This window comes from Marinomonas phaeophyticola, assembly GCF_026966905.1.
GTDB classification, from domain to species: domain Bacteria; phylum Pseudomonadota; class Gammaproteobacteria; order Pseudomonadales; family Marinomonadaceae; genus Marinomonas; species Marinomonas phaeophyticola.
Map to the genome: position 1 here is coordinate 471090 of NZ_JAPUBN010000011.1, position 16324 is coordinate 487413.

General features: G+C 41.1%; 13 protein-coding genes, 2 tRNA genes and 2 rRNA genes. 13 read left to right on the top strand and 4 right to left on the bottom strand.

Features of this window, described 5'->3' with window-relative positions; all coding sequences use genetic code 11:
- Positions 1–13 precede the first annotated feature (13 nt).
- Positions 14–2152 (bottom strand): reprolysin-like metallopeptidase, encoded by a 2139-nt coding sequence (locus O1D97_RS06110; RefSeq protein ID WP_269123825.1) that lies wholly within the window; start codon positions 2150–2152, stop codon positions 14–16.
- A 93-nt stretch (positions 2153–2245) separates the two neighbouring features.
- Here O1D97_RS06110 and O1D97_RS06115 point away from each other — a divergent pair, with 93 nt between their 5' ends.
- Positions 2246–2863 carry a UPF0149 family protein gene (locus O1D97_RS06115; RefSeq protein ID WP_269123827.1) on the top strand — a complete coding sequence of 206 codons (618 nt, stop codon included), beginning with the start codon at positions 2246–2248 and terminating at the stop codon, positions 2861–2863.
- A 64-nt stretch (positions 2864–2927) separates the two neighbouring features.
- Here the strand turns inward: O1D97_RS06115 and luxS are convergent, their stop codons facing one another.
- Together luxS and yjeH are read right to left on the bottom strand one after the other, a co-directional pair.
- Entirely contained in the window at positions 2928–3440 is a 513-nt protein-coding gene (luxS, locus tag O1D97_RS06120; protein ID WP_269123829.1) for an S-ribosylhomocysteine lyase, read from the bottom strand.
- A 65-nt stretch (positions 3441–3505) separates the two neighbouring features.
- Positions 3506–4831 carry an L-methionine/branched-chain amino acid transporter gene (yjeH, locus tag O1D97_RS06125; protein ID WP_330221442.1) on the bottom strand — a complete coding sequence of 442 codons (1326 nt, stop codon included), beginning with the start codon at positions 4829–4831 and terminating at the stop codon, positions 3506–3508.
- A gap of 89 nt (positions 4832–4920) precedes the next feature.
- On the opposite strand from yjeH, the gene O1D97_RS06130 reads away from it, so the two are divergent.
- Together O1D97_RS06130 and O1D97_RS06135 are read left to right on the top strand one after the other, a co-directional pair.
- Positions 4921–5349 carry an Lrp/AsnC family transcriptional regulator gene (locus O1D97_RS06130; RefSeq protein ID WP_269123832.1) on the top strand — a complete coding sequence of 143 codons (429 nt, stop codon included), beginning with the start codon at positions 4921–4923 and terminating at the stop codon, positions 5347–5349.
- Positions 5350–5387: 38 nt separating this feature from the next.
- Positions 5388–5849, top strand: coding sequence for an Lrp/AsnC family transcriptional regulator (locus O1D97_RS06135; RefSeq protein ID WP_269123834.1), 462 nt, complete (start codon positions 5388–5390; stop codon positions 5847–5849).
- Positions 5850–5889: 40 nt separating this feature from the next.
- On the opposite strand, the gene O1D97_RS06140 is transcribed toward O1D97_RS06135, so the two are convergent.
- The gene (locus tag O1D97_RS06140; RefSeq protein WP_269123836.1) at positions 5890–6774 is read right to left on the bottom strand and encodes a DMT family transporter; all 885 of its coding nucleotides are present in this window, start codon (positions 6772–6774) and stop codon (positions 5890–5892) included.
- Positions 6775–7170: 396 nt separating this feature from the next.
- On the opposite strand from O1D97_RS06140, the gene O1D97_RS06145 reads away from it, so the two are divergent.
- The 10 genes from O1D97_RS06145 to O1D97_RS06190 all read left to right on the top strand — a co-directional run.
- Positions 7171–8835, top strand: coding sequence for a chloride channel protein (locus O1D97_RS06145; protein ID WP_269123838.1), 1665 nt, complete (start codon positions 7171–7173; stop codon positions 8833–8835).
- Between the two features lie 4 nt (positions 8836–8839).
- Positions 8840–9268: a protoporphyrinogen oxidase HemJ gene (gene hemJ / locus O1D97_RS06150; RefSeq protein WP_269123839.1), complete on the top strand. Its 429-nt coding sequence runs from the start codon at positions 8840–8842 to the stop codon at positions 9266–9268.
- Positions 9269–9292: 24 nt separating this feature from the next.
- Positions 9293–10594, top strand: a complete 1302-nt coding sequence (gene hemL, locus O1D97_RS06155; RefSeq protein ID WP_269123840.1) for a glutamate-1-semialdehyde 2,1-aminomutase — start codon at positions 9293–9295, stop codon at positions 10592–10594.
- A gap of 15 nt (positions 10595–10609) precedes the next feature.
- Positions 10610–11380, top strand: coding sequence for a CDP-diacylglycerol--serine O-phosphatidyltransferase (gene pssA / locus O1D97_RS06160; protein ID WP_428981100.1), 771 nt, complete (start codon positions 10610–10612; stop codon positions 11378–11380).
- Positions 11381–11499: 119 nt separating this feature from the next.
- Positions 11500–12486 carry a protein-methionine-sulfoxide reductase catalytic subunit MsrP gene (msrP, locus tag O1D97_RS06165; protein ID WP_269123842.1) on the top strand — a complete coding sequence of 329 codons (987 nt, stop codon included), beginning with the start codon at positions 11500–11502 and terminating at the stop codon, positions 12484–12486.
- 20 nt (positions 12487–12506) lie between these two features.
- Complete coding sequence (locus O1D97_RS06170; RefSeq protein ID WP_269123844.1) at positions 12507–13103, top strand: protein-methionine-sulfoxide reductase heme-binding subunit MsrQ; 597 nt, start codon at positions 12507–12509, stop codon at positions 13101–13103.
- A gap of 305 nt (positions 13104–13408) precedes the next feature.
- Positions 13409–14946, top strand: a 16S ribosomal RNA gene (locus O1D97_RS06175).
- Positions 14947–15043: 97 nt separating this feature from the next.
- Positions 15044–15120, top strand: a tRNA-Ile gene (locus O1D97_RS06180).
- A 58-nt stretch (positions 15121–15178) separates the two neighbouring features.
- Positions 15179–15254 (top strand) — tRNA-Ala (locus O1D97_RS06185).
- 375 nt (positions 15255–15629) lie between these two features.
- A 23S ribosomal RNA gene (locus O1D97_RS06190) occupies positions 15630–16324 on the top strand; the annotation flags it as partial.

The window sequence follows — 16324 nt, forward strand, 5'->3', positions numbered from 1 at the left end:
TCAGGTCAATGGGTTACCTCTTGCCTTTATTTGGTTGTTGTGACTTGAAGCGCAAAATAAATCCCAACCCTATTAGAAATAGCAGTGATGTGCTTCCTGATTTTGAGTTAGAAAAGTCAAACGGTGTTTGATTTCCTTCATCCGTAATTTGTTTATTCAAATTTATACTGGCTGTCGACATAGTAAAGAAGCGTTGATCACTGCATTGTAATATTATGCGGCTATTTGGTGCACTGTAATCAGATGGAATAAGGACGGTAGTCTGTCCATCGTTAAGTGTATTCCGCTCTAAAAATAAATCGCTGAAACTGGCTCCGTTATCTAAAGACATTAAAATATCAACGTGACTACACATAACCGGGGATAGGTCCGTGTTGGCAACATCCCATTCTATAGTATGAGTCTGCCCCGTATCCCATTCACTATTGGCACTAGGCTGTGTTATGCGAAAAGGTCCTGATTGCGCATCTACTGTGACATTGACATCATCATAAGATGTACCAAAAGCTTGATTATTTGAATTGGTGGCTATTTGTCTTGCCGTTACTCTAAAGGTAAGTACACGTGAGGTTGTTGGGTATGATTCACCAATCGTTAGTGTGCTATTGGCTATGCTGGATAACTTTGGAAGATAACGAGTAGGAGATTCGGAAGGAGGGTATGAACGAAAAAGTATCCCTTCAGGAGAAGCTGTGTCTAAGTTGAGTTGCTCCCAAGTATATGTAAGTAGGTCATTATCACTGTCACTGGCCGTACTTTTCAATATGAAAGGCGTATTCGCTGGAATGGTAAAGTCTTTACCTGCATCAATAACTGCCTGGGAATTGTTGGATGGTGTTGATGTTCCGCATTGGCCATTGCCTGAAGAAATGTAATTGGTTATTTGTTCTATAGAGTGTGAATGAAAGTAGTTGTCTGAAGCGTTTTGTAGATTATCTACACCACAGCTACCAGCATAGCTCATAAGAGTTGAACCACTGCCTGGTTCATAAGCTGATCCATGACTAATCTGGTTAACACATTCATTTACGGTACTGCTAAATGTATGTTCTGCGCCAAATTGATGGCCTATTTCATGAGCAACAATGGAGAAAAAAGTGCTATTACTCATTGGCGTATCGATACCAGAAAACCCTTCACCTTTAACATTGGTAGAACAAACAGATCCTAGGTTGGCTCGCCCTGCAATACCCGACTCTGCTTGTGTTGATAAAAGGTGACCAATATCATAAGCATCATTACCCACCGTTTGATCAATAAATGCTTGATTGATGCTTAAGTCCAAAGAGGAGTTACTATAGAATGGGTCATTACTTTCTTGAGTGATGATGAGTTCATCTTGTCGTCCAATTAGCTCGAGTTTTATATTTAAGTCACGTTGAAAAACAAGGTTCAGTCGATTCACTAATGTGCTAATTTCTTCTAATGCGGCCGTTTTAGGGTCAACAAAGTAATTATTGATTTGTGAGCTGTGAAACTGAGTGTACTTATAGCTGGCCGTCATAGCTAAACGAAAAGTTCTTAATTCATCTGATGACCTTCCTCTTGCGTGCGCTAATAAGGTATCTGTGAATTCTGGGGTTATGACTTCGTCAATAAAATTTTGAGATGGGGAAGTGGATTCATTTGAGTAATAACTGATGTATTCCGAGTTATAGCTATCTGGTTTTGGATCAATAAATACAAGTTTACCATCATGCTGGAACATTCCTCTAAAGCCTTGGCCTGAGATATCAAAGCGCCCAATATTTTTTGGGTCATTAATATCTACGCCTTTAAACGTCAGCATATTTGGGTATTTTGCTAATAGTTCGTCTGCAGCAATAGATGAAATGATAAATCGATAGGTTGAAAACTCACCATTAGGTAAAGGGATTTCTATATCTTTATATGAGTTTTCACTGCCTTTTAAAGAAAATAAGCTGACTTTTAGAGATTCTAAATCTACTGTTAATGAAAGGTCTTGTTGTTGCTGCGTCGATGATTTTAGTGTGTTGGGTGGATCTAATATTATGTTTTCAGGTTCGGAACGCAGTCTCGCTTGATTTTGAAGCGTTTCTACTGATGTTAATCTGTCCTCAATAGTCCAGAAGTTTTGTGCGGATGCCATATTTGAAATGGCAAGGGTAAGCAAAGCGATCCATGTTTTCATTGAGGGTAACCTTAGTAATGCATGTTATAATTTCAGTAGTTTATGTAGGGTAAAGGACTTTTATGGTTCTTGAAAGTATTGAGTGAGTATTATATGAAAGATAAATCTGTTTCTGAAAATGAGCTGAATGGAACGGCTCTATATGATCGGTTGGATTTCTTTTTGTCTAACTTTGGTACAGACCGGTCAATTACGTGTGTTTCAGAATTAGATGGCTTTTTGACTTCATTAGCTTGTGCTGATAATGCGCTTTTACCGGAAGTGTGGTTGCCTGCGATCTGGGGATCTGATGCAGATCAACCGACATGGGAAACCATTGAGCAACAGGACGAATATCTGCATTTAGTTTTTGTTATGTATGTAGAGACCATGGATACGATTGTCAGTGGTCAATGTCAACCTATTTTTATGGAATACGATAATGAAGAAAGTTCAGAGTTATTGGTAGAAGAATGGTGTGTTGGCTTTATGAGAGGGGCGTTATTATCGGGAGTGAACTATCGTAATGAAAAATCATTCACAGATGAAGTGTTGGCTCCAATGCGCTTATTTGGTACCGAAAAGGGGTGGAAAAAGCTAGAAACCATGAATAAAGAAGAAATTCGATTCTGGCAAGAAAATATTCAACCTTGTGTTATTCGTTTAGCACAAAGTAGCCACCCTGAAATAAAGTTCACTACAGACCCCATAGAAAATTCCGTTATCCATTAAGTAGAAGATAAATAGAGCGGTTTACAAAAAAGTAAGATCCGCTCTGTTTAAAAGTGTATTCAGCTTAGCTGTGTTGTTCAATAAACTCTTCGCTTAAGTACAATTCCTCATTGCTGTTTACTTGCACATCTCTTTGTAAGATATTTTTAGCAATTTCTTTAGCCTCATCTAAAGAGTGCATTTCATAAGTGCCGCATTGATATTCATTTAGCTCCGGAATATCTTCTTTTGCCGCCACCTTTAATACATCTTCCATGGCGGCTTTCCATGAACTTGCGACTTTCTCTTCTGTAGGCGTTCCGATTAAGCTCATGTAGAAACCAGTACGGCAGCCCATTGGCGAGATATCAATGATTTCAACCTGATCGCCATTTAAATGATCACGCATAAAGCCTGCAAATAAATGTTCTAAAGTATGGATGCCTTTTTCTGAAAGGATCTCTTCATTCGGGACGCAAAAACGCAAATCAAAAACGGTAATTTGGTCACCGCTTGGCGTCGCCATAGATTTGGCAACACGAACGGCAGGTGCATGCATACGTGTATGGTCTACTCGAAAACTGTCTAGTAATGGCATAATAAAGCTCCTTTAAATAGGGAAATAGAGGTTGTTATCAATAGCGTTCTTGTCGCCATTGTACGCTAAACTTCTGAATTAATAGAGGCCGAGATTAATTTAGTTGATTGAAAATGTTCCCAAAGATAGGCAACCGTCAGTGCAACCGCAGCGAATAACATACCCAAACCAATTTGATAGGCAATGACTAAGCAAGCAGATAAAGAAAGGCAAGAAAGCAGTTTCAGTTTTCCATTAAATAACTTCCATGAAGCAATTGTTGCTAACAAGTAAATAATTAGGAAGGTGCCATTTGTCATTTCGATTAACCACGAGAGCTCTAAATTTAATATTTCAGTTGCGACAGTGGAAAGTAAACAGACAGCACAAACCAACACTATGCCTCTGCCAGGAGAGCCATATTTGTTTAAGGTTTTAAAATAACTCGGCATGGCTTTTTTATTTGAAAGGGCCTGTACCATTCTCCCAAAACCTAATATGTAAATAGCGGTATTCGCAAACGAAATTAAAAAGGCGCCGGCTGAAAACCATTTACTGGCGGTTAACCCCATCAGCTTTTCAACGAGTAAGGCAATGGATTGACTGTCTTGCATTTCAGAACCATACGTATGGTGCCAACTGATCAGTAAGACGAGAGTTAAATAAGTGAGAACGACTACAGTAATGCCGCCCAGCATGGCAATAGGAAAATCTTTTGCTGGATTCTTGAACTCGGCACCCATGTGCGCCATAACTTCTATTCCGAGAAAACACCAAAAAACCACACTGACAGCGGATAGCGCTTGTTGCCATTCAGGGATAGATAGCGGGGTATGAATGGTTTCTGTGGAGGCCATTATATTACCTTGGAAGGCCAGTAAAATAACCGCCATTACCATTACAACAGCAATCATGGTTTGGATTTTTGCCGAAGTTTGAATTCCGATAATACCAAACAACAGTAATCCAATAATGGTTACGACACTTAGAGTCAGTACCCATTCTCCAGATAAATTCAACACAATGGCTAAATAATAAGCACAGACTTTGATGGCGACACTAGGCCCTACTAATAAGATGCTTAAAAATAACCAACCAACGGCTTTTTCAGCTGTTTCTCCAAAGGCTTGACCAATATAATGAGATGCACCACCTGAAGAAGGAAACCGCGAACCTAATAATGCAAATACGATGGCAATGGGGATAATAATTAGTACGGTTATTAACCAACTGTAAAAGGCGAAATTGCCTGCCTCGGTAACGGACATAGCCGGTAAAACCATTAACCCTGTTCCGACAAAGGTTGTTATGGTCATCGCTATTCCCTGCCATGGCCCAAGTGTCTTTTTGAATTCATTCATGTTGGATATGTTCTCATTTTGTGTCAATCTGATGGAATAAAGATAAGGCATTTTGACATAGATAGCGCCTAGCAATATGACGGAAATCTCCGTGATATTGACTCTTAAAAAGTGATTCTGCTGGAGTATGATAAATTCTAATGAAATTGGATAGTTTTGATAAAAAAATAATGGCTTTGCTGGTTGATGATGCCCGTTTATCGATATCTGATATTAGTCGGACGATTAGCCTTTCACGGTCGGCTGTGGCAGAAAGGTTAAAGCGATTAGAGGAGAGTGGTACGATTGCTGGTTATCACGCCAAAATTGCGGAAAAATCAAATGGTAAAGTGAGCGCCTACTTTGCTATGACTTTTTCACCCTTATCATGTGACTTACTCGTGGCGCCTTTAATGGCTGTTCCAGAGGTAAAACTCGCTCATTCAATTAGTGGTGATGTGGATTTGATGGTCTTTGTAGAGGCGGAGTCTATGAGTCGATTAAATGCCATTAGGGAGAGCTTTGATCATTTACCGAATGTTCAAAAAATCATTACTCATATGGTGCTCATACCTCGAATTGAGAGGTAACTTATAATCAACTTTATAACAAGCCAATGGGAAACTAAATGGATAGGATTAATCTTAGCTTACTAAAAGCATTATCAGAAAATGCACGCATGTCTTATGCTGAACTGGGGAAAAGAGTGCATTTGTCTGCACCTGCAGTGGCAGAAAGAATTAAGAAATTAGAAGAAAAGGGCGTGATTACGGGTTATAGGCCGAATTTCAATTTAGAAAAAATGGGTATACCCATAACGGCTTTAGTTGAGTGCCAAGTGTATCGTACAAAAGAAAGAGAGTTTAAGTCTCTTATAATGACATTGGATGAAGTGATTGAGTGCTACAACGTAACAGGTCCACAGGCGTTTGTTCTGAAAGTGGGAGTGACCTCTATGTCGTCATTAGATTACCTTCTAGAGCGTTTAATAGATTTGAGTGATACGAATACAAAAATGATCATGTCGATGCCGATTAATGAAAACATGCCTAAAAATATAGAGAAAGTTACTGAGATCACAGACAGCTAACACTTCGTTCTTGGCCTTAGCTGCCTGTATTTTTTGTCTTTTAGCTTGTTGTGGTTACCGCAGTTGCAAGGGTATTCTTTTTCTGTGGCCATTGACTGATGATCATCCCCAGCAAGATAAATGCGCATCCCACATACGCTTTGGCACTGAGGATTTCGCCCATAAATAGCCATCCTCCAATGACAGCAAAGACGGATTCTGTAGAAAGTATCAATGCACTAATGCTGGCAGATACTTTTTTCTGACCAATAATTTGTAACGTGTAAGCAATACTGGAGGAGGCGACACCAGCATACAGTAGAGGTAACCACGCCGCTTTAAAGTCTTCGATACTATTATCTTCCAAAGCCGACGCAGCAATAATAGATAGCAAGGCGGTAATAATACATTGAATAATGGAAAGCGGAATGGCGGGTAAATGGCGAGAGTAATAACCAATGACGAGGACATGGGATGCCCAAAACATTGCCCCAATAAACTCTAATGCGTCCCCGTAATTAATTTTAAATCCGGGTTCAATTGTTAGAATATAAAAACCGACGATCGCAACAGCAATGCCAAGCCACGCTTTACGAGTGGTTTTTTGTGATAGCAACAGCCCAAAAATGGGGACAAGAACTATATATAAGCTGGTGATAAAACCAGCGTTACCGGCTGAAGTGTATAAAAGGCCAATTTGTTGAAGGCTAGACCCTATGAATAAGACAACACCGGCGACAGAGCCAACGATGAGCAGTTTCTTAAATTGGTAACTTTGTTTACTTGGAAAAAGAAAAAGTAATGGGATTAACGCGCATGAAGCCATGGCGAAACGAGCGGCGTTAAAGCTGTATGGGCCTAAATTTTCCATTCCTGCACTTTGAGCGACAAAAGCAAATCCCCAGATGATCGCGGTGCACCAAAGCATAATATGTGAAATAGACATGTTAAAAAAATCCTAAAAGGTGAATGTTATTTTTCATAAATTGTATGCAAAGATTGTATTATGATGAAGTGGAGGTCCTTGTTTAAAACGGAAGAAATCTTATGAAAACAGTGTTATTTATCTTTTATACTTTCGAAAAATAAGTCTTAGAGTTGCAGCTGTTCTTAGCGAGTGTTATTTGTATCTGATAAGCTCGGTGAACATGGCAACCTCGAGCACGTGCATGACGTATTTTTCTATATAAGAGATATTTGCGAATTTCTCTGTTTACTGCTTGAATAGTGCCCAAAACCGTATCATCTTGAAAGTGAGGAGTATCGTCTGAGGCGAGTTAATTTAAAAGATTTTTTCTCATCTTCTTTAACATCTGAAAATACGCTCTTCTCTTTGTCCTTGATGGGGATTCTGTTAGGAGGTATCAGTGCCTTAGCGATGGGAGGACTGTATTGGATTATTCACTTACCAGCCAGTTTATTCATGGGAGGAGATATTGAAGGCTTTGAACAGCTTTCTACAATAGAGCGTTTCTTTTTCCCTATTATTTCTACATTGCTTCTTATCATAATGACTTTCATTGTGTCACCAAGTGCGCAAAAAGTGGGGGTGGTCTTTGTGATCGAAAGATTAAATAACCATCAAGGCAACTTACCTTTTGTTAATTCCATCGTGCAATTTTTTGCAGCGGCTATTTGTTTAGCTGGTGGATTGTCTATAGGTAAAGAGGGGCCTGCGGTTCATATTGGAGCCACTTTTGGCAGTTTTTTAGCTCGTAAGGCTAAGTTACCTGTTACCAGTGTTGAGGTGCTAGTTGCTTGCGGTATTGCCGGCGCCATATCGGCGTTATTTCAAACGCCTTTAGCTGGCGTTCTATTTGCACTTGAAGTGGTGCTTCTTGAGTATCGGCTAAGTTATATTCTGCCGGTGTTGCTCGCTTCGGTGGCCGCTTCCTTAATGAGTGGTTGGTTGCTGGGAGAATTAGTTCTATTTAGTTTTGCGAATATAGACTTGCCAAATTTTTCTTTCAATGTGTATTTTGCTTGTGTACTGCTGGCTTTGGTTATTGTTCTATTCTCATTTTCTTTCTATCGAATACAAAAAGCACTGTGGTTGTTTTCTCATTGGCACTTTGCTGTGCGTTTTGCATGTGTTGGCCTTATTACGGCTTGCTTAGGGGGATTGTTCCCTGAAGTACTTGGATCGGGCTTTGATTCGCTGTCAATACTATTAGATGGCGGAACCTTATTGACGCCATTATTTATTATTCTTTTACTTAAACTCTTACTTACCGGATTATGTATTGGCTTGGGTATTCCTGGTGGAATGATTGGTCCAACGTTTTTAATAGGTGGGCTGGCTGGTGTTCAGGTTGCCTTATTAGTTGATACCGGAATACCATTTAATATTGCGATTCCATTATTTGCTTTGATTGGTATGTCGGCAATGATGGCCGCGACTTTTCAGGCACCTCTAACGGCTTTGATCGCTATTATTGAAATAACGAATCGATCAGAAATTATGTTACCTGCTATGATGGTAATTGGTTTATCTTGCTTGATTATTCGAGTTGTATTTCAGCAACAATCTCTTTTTGCAGAGCGATTACATTATATGGGCTTAGAGTCTCAACTTAGTTCTTCTGTGCGCTTCTTAAGGCATCATTCGATTGATAAAATTTCTGCTCCAATATTACTCATTGAGCGATACTCTAGCGTCGAACAGGTACAAGATTTACGTTCAACTATGGTAGACTATGTCGCTGTAAAGCATAGTAATGATCAATTTAAAGTTGTTCGCCGTAATCAGTTATTAAAAGAATTTGAGACATTAGCGCTAGGACCTCAGTCTTGGATAACAGAACGAGATGGAGAAATTTTACTTGATCTAGAGCGAATGGTTGATTTTCAGACCATTCAAATAGTAGCTATTCCTGATTCTTTAGAGACTATGTTGAAGTGGTTTAATGAACATCAGATTGAACACGCTTTGATCCAATTGCCAAAAACAAAGCAGTTGGAAGTCGTTGAAAAGTCAAAATTATACCATTCACTTTTATCGAGATAGTTGTATGTTGTTTTTATGGGTTAAAGCGTTTCATTTAATCGCTGTTATATGTTGGTTTGCCGGGTTATTTTATTTACCCCGTCTTTTTGTTTACCACGCATCCAGTGATGACGCTATCAGTAAGGAACGCTTTAAAGTGATGGAACGTAAGCTTTATCGTGGGATAATGACGCCATCTGCTATCGCTGTTTTAGGGCTGGGGATTTGGCTAGTTTCTTTTAATGCAAGTTATTATATGAGTTCTGGCTGGTTTCATGCCAAGCTAACGTTAGTTTTCTTATTGTTTGGTTATCACCACGCTTGTGGAAGGTTACTGAAAAAATTTGCATTGGATCAAAACACTCGCAGCCATGTTTTTTATCGTTGGTTTAACGAGGTCCCTGTTGCTATTTTAATTTTAATTGTCATTTTAGTTATTGTTAGACCGTTTTAACATTATTCAGTCGTGGTTATTTTTATGAGTCGATCAGAAGCATTATTCGCAAGAGCACAACATCGAATTCCTGGAGGAGTCAATTCTCCAGTACGAGCATTTAAAGGTGTTGGTGGTACACCAATATTTTTTCATAAAGCGCAGGGCGCTTATATTTATGATGAAGATGAGCAGCGTTATGTAGATTATGTCGGATCTTGGGGGCCTATGATTATTGGTCATTCTCATCCTAAGGTGCTTGATGCAATCAGAACACAAATGGATTTAGGGTTGAGTTTTGGTGCGCCAACAGAAGTTGAGATTACCATGGCTGAAAAAGTGTGCGAACTGGTTCCTTCCATGGAAATGGTAAGAATGGTGAATTCTGGAACAGAAGCAACGATGAGTGCGATTAGATTGGCTCGAGGTTTCACTGGCCGAGATAAAATTGTGAAATTTGAAGGCTGCTATCATGGTCATTCTGATTCATTGTTAGTTAAAGCGGGTTCTGGTGCCCTGACATTAGGGGTGCCTAATTCCCCAGGTGTTCCTGCTGACTTAGCAAAACATACAATTACACTTCAATACAATGATATCGACGAAGTGAAGCAATGTTTTCAAGAGGTTGGTAATGATATTGCTTGTATTATTGTGGAGCCTGTTGCTGGCAATATGAATTGCATTCCTCCTGTGGAGGGCTTTCTTGAGACGTTAAGAGAGGTTTGTGACTCATCAGGCGCCTTGTTGATTTTTGATGAAGTGATGACGGGGTTTCGAGTTGCTTTAGGTGGAGCGCAGGAAAAATATGGTATTACTCCAGATTTAACTACGCTAGGAAAAGTCATTGGTGCAGGTATGCCTGTTGGAGCTTTTGGTGGTAAACGTGAAGTGATGGAGCATATATCTCCTTTAGGTCCTGTTTATCAAGCAGGTACCTTGTCGGGTAACCCTATTGCAATGGTTGCCGGACTTGCGGCTCTAGATATTATTAGCGAACCAGAATTTCATACAGAGTTAGATAGAAAAGCGAAATACCTTGTTGATGGGCTTCTTAAGGCTGCTGAAAGAGTCGGTATACCATTCCATGCTGTGAATGCTGGAGGTATGTTTGGTTTCTTTTTTACAGAGTCTAATGCTATAACGTCGTTTAAAGAAATGATGTCATGCGATATTGAACGTTTTAAACTGTTCTTCCATTTTATGTTGGAAGAGGGCGTATATTTGGCTCCAGCCGCTTATGAGGCAGGGTTTATTTCTCAGGCCCATACCAAAGATGATATTGACTTTACTTTGATGGCCGCTGAGCGCTCTTTCAAAAAAATTCAATCTTTAGAAAATACTAAATAGGAAGAGAGAATCTATATGTCAATTGAAGATAATGATCCTATTCCAGATGTAGAAGTTGAAATAGAGGCGGATATGACGACTCGTAAGCAGCCTCGTAAAGGGGTATACCTACTGCCTAATATATTTACAACTGCAGCTTTGTTTTCTGGTTTTTACTCCATAATTGCGGCAATGAATGGCGATTTTATTCAGGCAGCATCCGCTATCTTTATCGCGGGTATTTTGGATGCATTAGATGGGCGTGTTGCACGTTTAACACATACGGAAAGCGCTTTCGGTGCTGAGTATGACTCTCTATCCGATATGGTCTCTTTTGGTATTGCTCCTGCATTAGTGGCTTTTTCTTGGTGTCTAGCACCATTAGGGAAGGTTGGCTGGATAGCGGCTTTTATTTATGCTGTTGGCGCCGCATTAAGGCTTGCTCGTTTTAATACTATGCTGGGTGTTGAAGAAAAGCGTTATTTTACTGGATTACCTAGTCCTGCGGCGGCGGCCATAGTAGCCGGAGTAATTTGGGCGGCGAATGAAACGGGTATATCAGGTATGGATCTTGCTCCTGTTATGGCTATCTTAGTACCTATTACTGGGTTACTGATGGTAAGTAATATTAAATACCGTAGTTTTAAAGATTTAGACCTTAAAGGTCGAGTGCCATTTGTTGTGCTATTGAGTGCTGTTTTAGTATTGGTTCTGGTTGCTTTGGAGCCAGCGATTGTTCTTATGGGCATTTTTGTCTTATATGGTGCATCTGGCATTTTAGGAATTTTCTTTAAATATTTTAGATAATCCAATGCCGCTTTAAAAAAGGAGCCCTTACTTAAACTTAAAAGTAAGGGCTCTTTTTTTTGTGATTGGAACCCTTTTGCTTTTGTCATGTCTACTAACTTACTAGCAAGGAGTAAAACATGATTATTAAAATGAAAAAAGCATCGGACTGTTTAGATAATGAAGTTACAGATCAATCTATTTACCTGAATAGAAGGCAGTTTATTCAGGCGTCGTCTGTGGCGGCTTTAGGGTTAGGGTCTTCTTCTTTGTGGTCGAAAGAGAGTGGTAATAACCTAGCTGTTCCTGAGTCATTGCAGCCAGCATTTAAAAAAATCATTGAAACGCCTTATGGGGTTGGTGAAAAGGCGGCTCCTTTTGATGTGGCATCAACATACAACAATTTTTACGAGTTTGGTTATGGAAAGGGCGACCCAGCAAGTAATGCTGCCGCTTTAAAAACTGATCCATGGAATATAGTCGTTGAAGGCGAAGCGGATATTACCGGCACTTTTGCTCTTGAAGATATCATTAATGAAAATCAACTTGAAGAGCGAATATATAGATTGAGATGCGTAGAGGCGTGGTCGATGGTCGTTCCTTGGGTTGGTATTTCTTTAGCGACAGTGTTGAAAAAGTTTAAACCAAATTCAAAAGCGAAATATGTATATTTTGAAACACTTCATGACCCGGAACAAATGCCAGGGCAAAGAGGTGGCAATATAAAGTGGCCTTATCGAGAAGGGTTGAGGATAGATGAAGCCATGAATGAACTGGCATTCTTAGCGGTAGGGATGTATGGCCGTGTTCTTCCGAATCAAAATGGGGCACCAATTAGATTGGTAGTTCCATGGAAATATGGTTTTAAGAGCATTAAGTCGATCGTGAAAATCCGCTTTGTAGAAGAAATGCCGGAAACAACGTGGAAAATGCTTGCTCCGCAAGAGTACGGTTTTTATGCCAATGTAAACCCTGGTGTTGATCACCCTCGCTGGACTCAAAAGCAAGAGCGTAGATTGCCAGGTGGTATCTTATTCCCTAATGTCATTGAAACTCGAATGTTTAATGGATATTCAGAAGAAGTTGCAAGCCTGTACTCAGGTATGAATTTAGTGAAGAACTATTAAGTCGGAATAGGATAGGGTGTATGTGGGATAGAAAAGAAAAGCCGATTGTATTCGTCATTTTTTGTTTGCCTTTGATTTGGCTTTTGTACTCACTGTTCTCTGCTAGATACTTTCCTGATCCTGCTGAACCTTTTATGACGCTAAGCGGTATATGGTCGGCTATTTTTATTAGCTTGACATTGAGCTTATCCATTTTAGCAAAAATCCCTAAACTAAAAGTCATATCAAGATACAGGCGGTTTATTGGACTGACGGCTTTTTGGTATAGTGCACTTCACTTACTGGCGTATTTAGTGCTGCATGCTGGCTTTAGTTGGGTTTGGATTAGTGAGGATGTTTTTAAAAGGCCTTACATCTATGTTGGCGTAGCAGCATTTTTAATTATGCTGGTACTAGCTCTAACTAGCTCAAAGAGAATAATTAAAAAATTAGGTAAAAAATGGAAGACTGTCCACCGTTTTCTCTACCTAGCGAGTCTCTTTGTGATTGCACATTTATGGTGGCAGGTAAAAAGTAACCCTGAAATCGCCATTTGGTTGACTTTGATTGTCATAATTCCATTAGTAATTAGGCTAAAAGAAACTTTTTTAAATAAAATGAAAAAAAGGTTGCACTAAATCTGTAGATCCTTAATATACGCCCTCGCTGACACGGACAACCACTCAGAACAACGAGTAAGCGTCCAACAAGAAAAACAACACAGTTTGTTCTTCTTGTGCTTATTTTAGTTAGCACGCTCTTTAAAATAGTTAATCAGATAATTTGTGTGGGCGCTCGCTGGAGACTTCGAAAATATTTTGAAGTCTTACGAGAGTCCAAACACTTTCAATTCGTTCATGTTTGTTTGATTTATCAAACAAACATGTAAGTTTAGTTAGAGTTAAATTTGAGTAAGCACGCTGATTTATCAGCAAAAGATCTTAAACTGAAGAGTTTGATCATGGCTCAGATTGAACGCTGGCGGCAGGCTTAACACATGCAAGTCGAGCGGAAACGATGTAGCTTGCTACAGGCGTCGAGCGGCGGACGGGTGAGTAACGCGTAGGAATCTGCCTAGTAGTGGGGGACAACATGTGGAAACGCATGCTAATACCGCATAATCCCTACGGGGGAAAGGAGGGGATCTTCGGACCTTTCGCTATTAGATGAGCCTGCGTGAGATTAGCTAGTTGGTAGGGTAAAGGCCTACCAAGGCGACGATCTCTAGCTGGTCTGAGAGGATGACCAGCCACACTGGGACTGAGACACGGCCCAGACTCCTACGGGAGGCAGCAGTGGGGAATATTGGACAATGGGCGCAAGCCTGATCCAGCCATGCCGCGTGTGTGAAGAAGGCCTTAGGGTTGTAAAGCACTTTCAGAGGGGAGGAAAGGTAATTGATTAATACTCGATTGCTGTGACGTTACCCTCAGAAGAAGCACCGGCTAACTCTGTGCCAGCAGCCGCGGTAATACAGAGGGTGCAAGCGTTAATCGGAATTACTGGGCGTAAAGCGCGCGTAGGTGGTTTGTTAAGTCGGATGTGAAAGCCCAGGGCTCAACCTTGGAATGGCACCCGATACTGGCAGGCTAGAGTACGATAGAGGAGTGTGGAATTTCCTGTGTAGCGGTGAAATGCGTAGATATAGGAAGGAACATCAGTGGCGAAGGCGACACTCTGGATTGATACTGACACTGAGGTGCGAAAGCGTGGGGAGCAAACAGGATTAGATACCCTGGTAGTCCACGCCGTAAACGATGTCTACTAGCCGTTGGGTTGTAATGACTTAGTGGCGAAGCTAACGCGATAAGTAGACCGCCTGGGGAGTACGGCCGCAAGGTTAAAACTCAAATGAATTGACGGGGGCCCGCACAAGCGGTGGAGCATGTGGTTTAATTCGACGCAACGCGAAGAACCTTACCTACTCTTGACATCCAGTGAATCCGAAAGAGATTTTGGAGTGCCTTCGGGAGCACTGAGACAGGTGCTGCATGGCTGTCGTCAGCTCGTGTTGTGAAATGTTGGGTTAAGTCCCGTAACGAGCGCAACCCTTATCCTTATTTGCCAGCACTTCGGGTGGGAACTTTAAGGAGACTGCCGGTGACAAACCGGAGGAAGGTGGGGACGACGTCAAGTCATCATGGCCCTTACGAGTAGGGCTACACACGTGCTACAATGGCGCATACAGAGGGCTGCGAACTAGCGATAGTAAGCGAATCCCACAAAGTGCGTCGTAGTCCGGATTGGAGTCTGCAACTCGACTCCATGAAGTCGGAATCGCTAGTAATCGTGAATCAGAATGTCACGGTGAATACGTTCCCGGGCCTTGTACACACCGCCCGTCACACCATGGGAGTTGATTGCTCCAGAAGTAGCTAGCTTAACCTTTCGAGGAGGGCGGTTACCACGGAGTGGTCAATGACTGGGGTGAAGTCGTAACAAGGTAGCCCTAGGGGAACCTGGGGCTGGATCACCTCCTTAAACGATACGAAGCTCTGGTGAGCGTTCACACAAATTATCTGATGACTAATTTATAGAGAAGCACAGAAGTTTAGAATCAATTGATTCTTGTGTATTTGGGTCTGTAGCTCAGTTGGTTAGAGCGCACCCCTGATAAGGGTGAGGTCGGCCGTTCAAATCGGCCCAGACCCACCAAATTCTATTAAAACAAGGTTTTAATAGAATGGCCAAATACACAAAGTAATACCAATATGGGGCTATAGCTCAGCTGGGAGAGCGCCTGCTTTGCACGCAGGAGGTCTGCGGTTCGATCCCGCATAGCTCCACCATTATTTATTACTTAACTCAATACGTATCCTAGCGTATGACTTCTGTTGCTAACAATCTGGTCAAAGCCTTAAGCAAGACATTAACCACTAAATAATTCATTGCGATTATTTATGCATTCTTATGCGTTAATTTCTGACTTAGTGTTTTGCACTAAACTTGCTCTTTAACAATGTGACTTTTTGAAATAGACGATAATCAAGCGTCAAACCGGTGGAAAGCATCTTTCTCTTTATTGAGAATAACCTGGATGACTTTCTAAATCGTAAAATCCAGTGATGACACAAAAGCATCGTTGGTATGTGATCTGAGTGTTGTTTTGATACTGACTTTTCTTTTAGAAAAGTGAGGGATTAAAAAACTACTTTGGGTTATATGGTCAAGTGACCAAGCGTGCACGGTGGATGCCTTGGCAGTCAGAGGCGATGAAGGACGTGGTAATCTGCGATAAGGTTCGGGGAGTTGATAAACAAACTTTGATCCGAACATTTCCGAATGGGGAAACCCACCCGCTTGCGGGTATCATTAAGTGAATACATAGCTTAATGAGGCGAACTCGGGGAACTGAAACATCTAAGTACCCGAAGGAAAAGAAATCAACCGAGATTCCCTAAGTAGCGGCGAGCGAAAGGGGATTAGCCCTTAAGTTGATTTGGTGTTAGTAGAACAAGCTGGAAAGCTTGGCCGTAGAGAGTGAAAGCCTCGTATACGAAAACACCTTTTCAATGAAAACGAGTAGGACGGGACACGTGGTATCCTGTCTGAACATGGGGGGACCATCCTCCAAGGCTAAATACTCCTGACTGACCGATAGTGTACCAGTACCGTGAGGGAAAGGCGAAAAGAACCCCGGCGAGGGGAGTGAAATAGAACCTGAAACCGTGTACGTACAAGCAGTGGGAGCGGACTTAGTTCCGTGACTGCGTACCTTTTGTATAATGGGTCAACGACTTATTTTCAGTAGCAAGGTTAACCATTTAGGGGAGCCGTAGAGAAATCGAGTCTTAATAGGGCGTTTAGTTGCTGGGAATAGACCCGAAACCGGGCGATCTATCCATGAGCAGGTTGAAGG

Excerpts from the sequence above, each read along its gene's own strand:
- O1D97_RS06135 (WP_269123834.1), top strand. The coding sequence starts at position 5,388 with ATGGATAGGATTAATCTTAGCTTACTAAAAGCATTATCAGAAAATGCA.
- O1D97_RS06170 (WP_269123844.1), top strand. The coding sequence starts at position 12,507 with ATGTGGGATAGAAAAGAAAAGCCGATTGTATTCGTCATTTTTTGTTTG.
- pssA (WP_428981100.1), top strand. The coding sequence starts at position 10,610 with ATGTCAATTGAAGATAATGATCCTATTCCAGATGTAGAAGTTGAAATA.
- hemJ (WP_269123839.1), top strand. The coding sequence starts at position 8,840 with ATGTTGTTTTTATGGGTTAAAGCGTTTCATTTAATCGCTGTTATATGT.
- O1D97_RS06145 (WP_269123838.1), top strand. The coding sequence starts at position 7,171 with ATGGGGATTCTGTTAGGAGGTATCAGTGCCTTAGCGATGGGAGGACTG.
- O1D97_RS06130 (WP_269123832.1), top strand. The coding sequence starts at position 4,921 with ATGAAATTGGATAGTTTTGATAAAAAAATAATGGCTTTGCTGGTTGAT.
- O1D97_RS06115 (WP_269123827.1), top strand. The coding sequence starts at position 2,246 with ATGAAAGATAAATCTGTTTCTGAAAATGAGCTGAATGGAACGGCTCTA.
- luxS (WP_269123829.1), bottom strand. The coding sequence starts at position 3,440 with ATGCCATTACTAGACAGTTTTCGAGTAGACCATACACGTATGCATGCA.
- yjeH (WP_330221442.1), bottom strand. The coding sequence starts at position 4,831 with ATGCCTTATCTTTATTCCATCAGATTGACACAAAATGAGAACATATCC.
- O1D97_RS06140 (WP_269123836.1), bottom strand. The coding sequence starts at position 6,774 with ATGTCTATTTCACATATTATGCTTTGGTGCACCGCGATCATCTGGGGA.
- O1D97_RS06110 (WP_269123825.1), bottom strand. The coding sequence starts at position 2,152 with ATGAAAACATGGATCGCTTTGCTTACCCTTGCCATTTCAAATATGGCA.
- msrP (WP_269123842.1), top strand. The coding sequence starts at position 11,500 with ATGATTATTAAAATGAAAAAAGCATCGGACTGTTTAGATAATGAAGTT.
- hemL (WP_269123840.1), top strand. The coding sequence starts at position 9,293 with ATGAGTCGATCAGAAGCATTATTCGCAAGAGCACAACATCGAATTCCT.